The organism is Roseicella aerolata, from assembly GCF_020523605.1.
Classification (GTDB): Bacteria; Pseudomonadota; Alphaproteobacteria; order Acetobacterales; family Acetobacteraceae; genus Paracraurococcus; species Paracraurococcus aerolatus.
The window spans coordinates 95,018-103,432 of sequence record NZ_JAJAQI010000021.1; the positions used below are offsets into that span (position 1 = coordinate 95,018).

Here is an 8,415-nt window from a genome sequence, read left to right on the forward strand (position 1 = left end):
CTAGCATCCGCCGGCGCGCGGGCCATCACGAACCCGCCGCGGAGGACTCGCCCATGCTCGACCAGGTCTCCACGCAGCTTGCTGCCTCCCCCCGCCAGGCCACCGAGGCGCAGGTGCTGGCGGCGCTCGAGCGCAAGGTGCTGTGGCTCTCGGCCTGGATGATCCACCACGCCAACCACATCCGCCCCTCGGCGGACGGGCTGAAGGTGGGTGGCCACCAGGCCTCCTCCGCCTCCATCGCCACCATCATGACGGCGCTCTATTTCGCCGTGCTGCGGCCCGAGGACCGGGTGGCGGTGAAGCCGCATGCCTCGCCGGTCTTCCACGCCATCCAGTACCTGCTCGGCAATCAGACGCAGGCGAAGCTGGAGGCCTTCCGCGCCCTGGGCGGCGCGCAGTCCTATCCCTCCCGCACCAAGGACGTGGACGACGTCGATTTCTCCACCGGCTCCGTCGGGCTGGGCGCGGCACAGACCATTTTCGCCAGCCTGGTGCAGGACTATCTGCGCCTGCATGGCTGGGGCGGCACGCAGCCCGAGGGGCGCATGGTCGCCCTGGTCGGCGATGCCGAGATGGATGAGGGCAACATCTACGAGGCGCTGCTGGAAGGCTCCCGTCACGGGCTGCGCAACACCTGGTGGGTGGTGGACTACAACCGCCAGAGCCTGGACGCGGTGATCGGGGAGGGCGTGAACGACAAGATCCTCGGCACCTTCGCCACCATGGGCTGGGAGGTGGTGGTGCTGAAATACGGCCGCCTGCTGCAGGCGGCCTTCGCCGAGCCCGGCGGCGAGCGCCTGCGCGACTGGATCGATGCCTGCCCCAACCAGCTCTATTCCGCGCTGACCTTCCGCGGCGGCGCCGCCTGGCGCCAGCGCCTGCTGGACGATCTCGGCGACCAGGGCGAGGTCAGCGCCCTGATCGGCCGGCGGAGCGACGCGGAACTGGCGGCGCTGATGACCAATCTCGGCGGCCATGACCTCGGCCTGCTGCTGGATGCCTTCCGCGGCATCGAGCATGACCGGCCGGTCTGCTTCCTGGCCTACACCATCAAGGGCTTCGGCCTGCCGCTGGCCGGGCACAAGGACAACCATTCGGGCCTGCTGAACCCGGTCCAGATGGAGCAGTGGCGCGCCGCGATGGGCATCCGTCCCGGCCATGAATGGGACCCGGCCGAGGGCCTCGGCATCCCGGAGGAGGCGCTGCGCGCCTTCCTGGCAGGCGTGCCCTTCAACGCCAGCGGCCCGCGCCGCACCACCGCGCCGGCGCTGCCGGTGCCGGAACGCCTCGCGGTCGAACCGCAGCCCGTCGCCTCCACGCAGGCCGGCTTCGGCCAATTGCTGCACGCGCTGGCCCGCAGCGACGCGCCAATCGCGGAGCGGATCGTCACCACCAGCCCGGACGTTACCGTCTCCACCAATCTTGGCGGCTGGGTCGGCCGGCGGGGTCTCTTCGCACGGGAGCCGCGGCGCGACCTGTTCCGGGAGGAGAAGATCCCCTCCGCCTTCCGCTGGGAGGCCGGGCCGCGCGGCCAGCATGTGGAACTCGGCATTGCCGAGATGAACCTCTTCCTGATGCTCTCGGCCTTCGGCCTCTCGCACGGCCTGTTCGGCGAGCGCATCATCCCGGTCGGCACGCTCTACGACCCCTTCATCGCCCGCGGCCTCGATGCCATGAACTACGCCTGCTACCAGGATGCCCGCTTCATCCTGGCGGCGACGCCCTCGGGCATCACCCTCGCGCCGGAAGGCGGCGCGCACCAGTCCATCGGCACGCCGATGATCGGCATGGCGCAGCCGGGCCTCTCCGCCTTCGAGCCGGCCTATGTGGACGAGCTGGCCGTCATCCTCCGCTGGTCGCTGGAGCATGTGCAGCGGGAGGGCGGCGAGGGCGGCTCGGTCTATCTGCGGCTGTCCACGCGCGGCATCGAGCAGCCGAAGCGGGAGGTGACGCCGGCGCTCGCCGGGGACATCGTGGCCGGCGGCTACTGGCTGCGCCCGCCCGGGCCCAACTGCGCCGTCGCCATCGCCTATAGCGGCGCGGTGGCGCCGGAGGCGATCGCCGCCGCCGGGCTGCTGGCCGAGCACCGGCGCGATGTCGGGGTGCTGGCCGTCACCTCCCCGGACCGGCTCTTCGCCGGCTGGCGCGCGGCCGAAGCGGCGCGGATGCGGGGCGAGGCCCCGGTGCCGAGCCAGGTGGAGCGGCTGCTCCGCCTCCTGCCCCGCCATTGCTGCCTGGTGACCGTGACCGATGCGCATCCGGCCGGGCTCGGCTGGCTCGGTGCGGTGGAGGGGCACAAGGTGAAGGCGCTGGGGGTGGACGCCTTCGGCCAGAGCGGCAGCATCGCGGAGCTCTATGGCACCTATGGGCTGGACACCGCCGCGATCCTGCGCGCCGCTGCGGCCGGCTCCGCGGGCCCATTGCTGCCGGTCTGAGCAGCAGGTTTTCCGCCCCTCGCAGCGCCTGCGCGGCGTCCCGCCTTGCCCTCTCCGCCGGTGCCGCGTTGAATCGCGGTCAGCCCTGTCAGGTAACCCGTTCCATGCCGGATCTCTTCAGCCCCTTCACGCTCAAGGGCGTCACGCTCCGCAACCGCATCGCCATGTCGCCGATGACGATGTACCGCGCCGTGGACGGGCGCATGGGCGACTTCCACGTCATGCTGATGGGCTCGCGCGCGGCGGGCGGCTTCGGCCTGGTCTTCCTCGAGCAGATCGCCATCACCCCGGACGGCCGCACCTGCACCGCCTGTGCCGGCATCTGGGATGACAGCCAGATCGAGGGACTCGCCCGCGTCACCGCCATCATCAAGGACATGGGCGCGGTGCCGGCCATCCAGCTCGGCCATACCGGGCGCAAGGGCAGCGAGACCAAGCCCTGGCAGGGCAAGATCCAGCTTCCGCCCGACCACCCCGATGGCTGGCAGGTGCGCGCGCCCTCCGCCATTCCCTATGGCGGGCGCTACACCTACCCCGTGCATGCGCTGTCGGTGGAGGAGATCCGGGAGATCCACCGGGCCTATGCCGAGGCGGCGCGCCGGGCGCTGGCCGCCGGCTTCGAGTGGCTGGAGATGCATTTCGCCCATGGCTATCTGGGCGCCAGCTTCTTCTCCCCCATCGCCAACCAGCGCACCGATGCCTATGGCGGCAGCCTGGAGAACCGCCTGCGCTTCCACCGGGAGGCGCTGGACGCCGTGCGCGCGGTCTGGCCGGAGCGGCTGCCGCTGACCATGCGGCTCGGCTCGGACGACTTCAACGAGAAGGGCGTCCGGTTCGAGGACTCGATCTGGGCGGTCGGCGAGATGAAGCGGCACGGGCTCGACCTCGCCGATCTCAGCCTCGGCATGAACACGGATGAGGTGCAGGACCTGCCCTTCAACCAGGTGGCCTTCATGGTGGACCGCGCCAGCCGCGTGCGGCGCGAGGTGGGCATCCCGGTTGGGGTGAGCTGGAATCTCGGCATCCCCGCCGTGGCGGACAGGGCGATCCGGGAGGAGCTGATCGACCTGGTCCTCCTCGGGCGGCCGGCGCTGTCCAACCCGCACTGGCCAATCTGGGCGGCGCGGGAGCTGGCGCATCCGGACCCGATCTCGCTGCTGCCGGAGGACTGGGCCTGGTGGCTGCGGAACCGCCCGGGCCCGGAGGGCGTGCTCGGTTGGCCACCCGTGGCCAGGGCCGCGGAGTAGCGCGGCGGCGCCGGGACCGCGCGACGGGCGCCTCGGCCAGGCATGCGGTCCGCAGCCGGGGCAGGGCTGCCCCGGCGCTTCCGGTCGGGCCCGCCGGGCCGGACGCCATTCCCGGGCCTGCACGCCCCCCTGCGATCTGCTCTATACCGCGCGCCCCGCACCGGCGGACACCGCCCGAGGAGCCCAGCCATGGCCAAGCCCATCCATTCCATGATCCGCGTGCTGGAGGAGGCGCGCTCGGTCGCCTTCTATCGCGAGGCGCTCGGCCTCGAGGTGGCCGAGCGCCTCGCCTTCGAGGGCTTCACGCTGCTCTACCTGAAGAGTCCCGAGAGCCCCTTCGAGCTGGAACTGACGGCCAACCACGACCGCACCGAGCCCTATGCGCGCGGCGACGGCTACGGGCATCTGGCGGTGGTGGTGGAGGATCTCGATGCCGAGCATGCCCGGCTTACCGCGGCGGGCATCGTGCCGGAGCCGGTGAAGGAGTTCCGCCGCGACGGCGCGCTGCTCGCGCGCTTCTTCTTCCTCATCGACCCCGACGGCTATCGCATCGAGGTCCTGCAGCGGCACGGCCGCTACCGCTGAACCCGCTCCACCAGCGCCGGGCCATGGGCCCTGGCGCCGGCCGCGGTGCGCCGCCCCGCCCGTATCAGATCGGGCAGACGCCCGAGGCGCATTGCAGATGCGCCAGGTCGATCGCCTCATGCAGCGCCGGGTCGCGCACGGCCTCGACCAGCGCGGCGAAGCGGCCGAGCGGCACCTCCTCCTCCGGCAGGTATTCATAGCCCAGCGCATGGTCCGGCCGGCTGGGCAGGATGGCGCAGCAGCGGATGCGCGGCTGGTGCTCCAGCAGCATGGCGCGGAAGGCCTCCAGGTCGTGCTGGTCGGTGAAGACCTTCAGCGTGTAGGAGACCTGGTTGCCACGCTCGGCGCCGATCCAGTGCCGCTCCAGCAGCGCCAGCCAGCGGTACTGGTCCTCCGGCGCGGCCTCCGGCGCCGTCACCAGCCGCTCCCCGATGCCGAGGCGCTGGATCAGCGGCAGGGTCGGGAAGCCGACCACGGACATGCCGGGGAAGCTCTGCAGCGTGCGGATGGGATAGCCGCGCGCCTCGTACTCGGCCAGCAGCGGGTCGCTGTCCGTCGCCCAGGCGCCGCTGCCGTCGCGCGTGCCCTTGAACTGCACCCAGCGCAGGTACTGCCGGCGGGCCGGCAGGTGGGCGCCCTCGGTCAGGCCGAAGAGCTTGCTGGTGGTGCCGGCGGGCTTGACCGTGGTGACGGTGACCGGCGCCTCGAGGCCGAGTTCCTCGGCATAGGCCAGCCCTTCCGCCTTCGCCGCCTCCGACAGCCGGTCGAGCATCGCCCAGAAGGGGGCGGAGCGCGTCTCATCGAGCAGGTCCTCGAAGCCGAGGCCCCAGCGCATCCAGGCCCATTCATGCAGGCCGGTCGGGCCGATGCCCATGCGGTTGGTGCGCCGCACCTCCTCGGCATAGAGCGCGTCCATCAGGTTGGCGCGCATCAGAAAGCGGACGCCGAGACGGACGCTGTCCTCGACCCGCGCATCCCATTCCGCCGCGAGGTCGTCCGGCACCTGGCCGGGCGTCATCATGGCGAGGTCGGCGGGGCAGGCCAGCAGCGGCGCGAAATCGGCGATGACGCAGTAGCCGCCGGTGACGTGCAGCGTGATCTCGCCGCAGGGATTGGTGGTCGCCGGGAAGCGCGCCGTCCGGGCGCGGCGGGAGAGTTCGGCCAGCAGCGGCACGGCGTGGTCCGCCTGGTAGCGGGCGGAGCGGACATCGCGCCCGTCCAGATGCACCGGCTTGGCCCAGGCGATCCCGGTGCGGTGGTCCTCCAGCTTGTCGCCATTGATGAAGCCGGGCTCGCCATTGATGAAGCCGCAGCGCGTGGCTTCCTCGAAGACCGACAGGGCGTGGGCGTGCAGCGGCCGGGTGCTGCCGCCCCGGGCGGCGCGCACGCCCTCCCAGAACTCGGCATCCACCATGACGGAGTTGTTGGCGGTCCAGAGCCCGCCCTCGGACTTCGCCCGGATGAAGCGCAGGATGCCCGGGTCGCGCCAGGACTTGGTGGCCATGCGCGCGGCGCGGCGGGCGCCGCCCACCTGCACCTCGACCGAGAGGTAGTGGTCCACCAGCAGCGCCTGCTCCCAGGGCGCCAGCGCCTCATCGGCCGGGGAGCGGTGCCGCGCCGGCTCGATGACATGGTGCCTGAGGCTGACGAAGCCGCGCATGAGCGAGAGCGGACCGGAGGCCGGCCGCCCCTGCATGCCGCCGATCGGCGCGCCGCGCCGCCGGATGGCGCTGAAGTCGAGCAGCAGCGTGCGGCCGGCGGCGCCGGCGAAGGCCAGGCTTTCCAGCAGCTCGACCGCCTTGGCCCAGCCCTCGCGGCTGTCCTCCACCGCGTGGCGGAGGGCGCCGGCCGGCAGCGCCTCGGCATCGTCCCAGAACTCCCGTGCGATCCAGGCGCGGATCTCCGCCTCCTGCGCGTCTGAGAAGGCATCCAGCGTGGTGCCCCAGGGCAGCAGGCCGAATTCCGCGCCGAAGCGGTGCAGCTCCGCCCGCGTGTCGGGGAAGTCCGGATGCGCCCGGTCCAGCCGCAGCAGCAGCCGCGGCGCCTGCCCCCAGTCCACTGCCACCAGCTCGTCGTCATAGGCGCGGCCGACGCCGCTGCCGTTCAGCAGCAGGTAGAACAGGGTGAAGGAGGCATTGGCCGTCGCGCAGTTGGTGAAGACCTCCATGTTCCGCCCGGGCTGGTCGGCATCGCCATGCTGCAGGTGGCGGCCGGAGGTGATGAGGGCGCCGGTGGCGATGGCGTTGCGCAGCCGCGCCTGCTCCAGCCGGTCCGCCGACGGGCCGAGCAGGGCCATGTTGCCCGCCGCGACGCGGTCGGCGACGCGGCCGAAATCCTCCCGGTCCTCGGCCCGGAACACCGTGCGGCGCGCCACGGCCAGCCCCATGCCGGGGTCGAGCGCACGCGCCGGCAGCGGCGCCGTGCCGAAGCTCGCACCGGGGATCGTGGTACGCCGCACCGCGCCGGCGCCGGGCAGGAAACCGTCCATCTGGAGCCTTCATCCTCGCCGCTCGCCAGGGGTGGCGAGTCGGTGAACACAAGATATAGGGTCACACAGCGGCAAGACCACCCATATTTTGTAAGAGTGTCGAACCGAAGGCCGGTGCCATGCAGTCGGCGAGGGTCGCGTGGTCGAGCCCCGCGGGGTGCGCCTCCCTCACCCGGCCGAGCCCGCGCGTGGCGGGCAATCCGCGGAGAGGCAGCCGGCGCGGCGCCGTGGTGAGCAGGCGCAAGGTCGTCACAGCAAAAATCGGTATTGACGATACCACTTTATCCAATAGAAGTAATCGGCGTCGGAGATACCCACTTGCACGCCATCCCCGAGACCGCCGAGCGCCGCGCCGCCCTGAGCCGGGACATCACCCGCCGGACCGCGCTCGATGCCGCCGCGATCGAGGCCTTCCTGCGCGCCTTCTACGGCGCCGCCCGGCAGGACCCGCTGCTCGGGCCGGCCTTTGCCGAGGTGGCGGACTGGGAAGCCCATATCGCCACCCTCGCCCGCTTCTGGTCCTCGGTCGCGCTGATGACCGGCGGCTATCACGGCCAGCCCATGCAGGCGCATGCGCGCCTTGCCCTGACCCCCGCGCATTTCGCCCGCTGGCTCGTCCTCTTCGAGGAGACGGCCCGGGCGCATTTCACCCCAGAGGGCGCCGAGCACATGCTCGAACGCGCCCGCCGCATCGCCCGCAGCCTGGAGATGGGGCTGATCCCCCTCCCGCTGCCGGCCAGAGGGCGCCCGCAGGCGCCAGGAGAGCAGCCATGACCGCGAGCCTCGCCCCCGCCACCGGCTTCGCCACCCGCTCCGTTGCCGAGATCGCCGCCGCCCTGCCGGGCGCCACCGCCGTCTTCCGCCGCCACAAGCTGGATTTCTGCTGCGGCGGCGGGGCCGCGCTGGCCGAGGCCGCGGCGGCGCGCGGCGCCGACTTGCCGGCGGTGGAGGCCGAACTCGCCGCCCTGGTGCCGGACCGGGCCGCGGCGCCGGAGGAGACGGCGGCCCTGATCGATCTGATCGAGACCCGCTACCACGCCACCCACCGGCGGGAGTTGCCGGAGCTGATCCGCCTCGCGCGCCGGGTGGAGGCGGTGCATGGCGACAACCCCGCCGCGCCGCGCGGCCTCGCCGCCCTGCTCGAGACCCTCGCCGCCGAGATGGAGCAGCACATGCAGAAGGAGGAACAGGTGCTCTTCCCCCTCATGCGCCGCGGCGGCCACCCGATGATCGGCCAGCCCATCGCCATGATGCGGCACGAGCATGACAACCACGGCGAGAACCTGCGCGCGCTCGAGGCGCTGACCGATGGCGGCCTGCCGCCGGCCGGCGCCTGCAACACCTGGCGCGCCCTCTATACCGGCGCGCACAAGCTCACGGACGACCTGATGGAGCACATCCACCTAGTCTTACTGTGTCACTTGCTTCTTGGCCGTATACGCTGTTTCTGCAGGCAGCAGGGGCAGCGCGGGAGGAGGTGGACAAGGCCGACGGTGAGGCGGCGGCGAATGCTGGCGATTGAGTGCGGCACGTGGCGCTCAGGCCGGACCGGCACCGCGCGGCTGGAAGCCTTTGGATAGCGCAGGTGTCTTGAGCCGCCGCGCGGTGAAGCGGGATTGAGGGGGGAAAAGGCAGCGCTCGGCCACGAGGAAGCCGTAGG

Annotated in this window: 6 protein-coding genes; 5 read left to right on the forward strand and 1 reads right to left on the reverse strand. The window is 72.0% G+C overall.

The features are described from left to right. Positions 1-53 precede the first annotated feature (53 nt). The 3 genes from LHA35_RS14990 (at position 54) to LHA35_RS15000 (ending at position 4,267) form a co-directional block, all read left to right on the forward strand. Entirely contained in the window at positions 54-2,435 is a 2,382-nt protein-coding gene (locus LHA35_RS14990) for a transketolase-like TK C-terminal-containing protein (protein ID WP_226609220.1), read from the forward strand. Positions 2,436-2,539: 104 nt separating this feature from the next. Continuing rightward, a complete protein-coding gene (locus LHA35_RS14995) occupies positions 2,540-3,682 on the forward strand; it encodes an oxidoreductase (protein ID WP_226609222.1) in 1,143 nt (380 codons plus the stop codon). Positions 3,683-3,871: 189 nt separating this feature from the next. Further along, on the forward strand, positions 3,872-4,267 hold the full coding sequence (locus tag LHA35_RS15000; RefSeq protein WP_226609225.1) for a VOC family protein: 396 nt from the start codon (positions 3,872-3,874) through the stop codon (positions 4,265-4,267). A gap of 64 nt (positions 4,268-4,331) precedes the next feature. Here LHA35_RS15000 and LHA35_RS15005 read toward each other — a convergent pair whose 3' ends face one another. After that, a complete protein-coding gene (locus LHA35_RS15005; protein ID WP_226609227.1) occupies positions 4,332-6,755 on the reverse strand; it encodes a recombinase in 2,424 nt (807 codons plus the stop codon). Between the two features lie 318 nt (positions 6,756-7,073). On the opposite strand from LHA35_RS15005, the gene LHA35_RS15010 reads away from it, so the two are divergent. Both LHA35_RS15010 and ric read left to right on the forward strand, forming a co-directional pair. Next, complete coding sequence (locus LHA35_RS15010; protein ID WP_226609230.1) at positions 7,074-7,529, forward strand: group III truncated hemoglobin; 456 nt, start codon at positions 7,074-7,076, stop codon at positions 7,527-7,529. Continuing rightward, on the forward strand, positions 7,526-8,335 hold the full coding sequence (gene ric / locus LHA35_RS15015) for an iron-sulfur cluster repair di-iron protein (protein ID WP_226609232.1): 810 nt from the start codon (positions 7,526-7,528) through the stop codon (positions 8,333-8,335). Before LHA35_RS15010 ends, ric begins: the two co-directional genes overlap by 4 nt. The last annotated feature ends 80 nt before the right edge of the window (positions 8,336-8,415 follow it).

What these genes read in the sequence shown, in the direction of transcription:
- ric (WP_226609232.1), top strand. Translation starts at nt 7,526, where the DNA reads ATGACCGCGAGCCTCGCCCCCGCCACCGGCTTCGCCACCCGCTCCGTT.
- LHA35_RS15005 (WP_226609227.1), bottom strand. Translation starts at nt 6,755, where the DNA reads ATGGACGGTTTCCTGCCCGGCGCCGGCGCGGTGCGGCGTACCACGATC.
- LHA35_RS15000 (WP_226609225.1), top strand. Translation starts at nt 3,872, where the DNA reads ATGGCCAAGCCCATCCATTCCATGATCCGCGTGCTGGAGGAGGCGCGC.
- LHA35_RS14990 (WP_226609220.1), top strand. Translation starts at nt 54, where the DNA reads ATGCTCGACCAGGTCTCCACGCAGCTTGCTGCCTCCCCCCGCCAGGCC.
- LHA35_RS14995 (WP_226609222.1), top strand. Translation starts at nt 2,540, where the DNA reads ATGCCGGATCTCTTCAGCCCCTTCACGCTCAAGGGCGTCACGCTCCGC.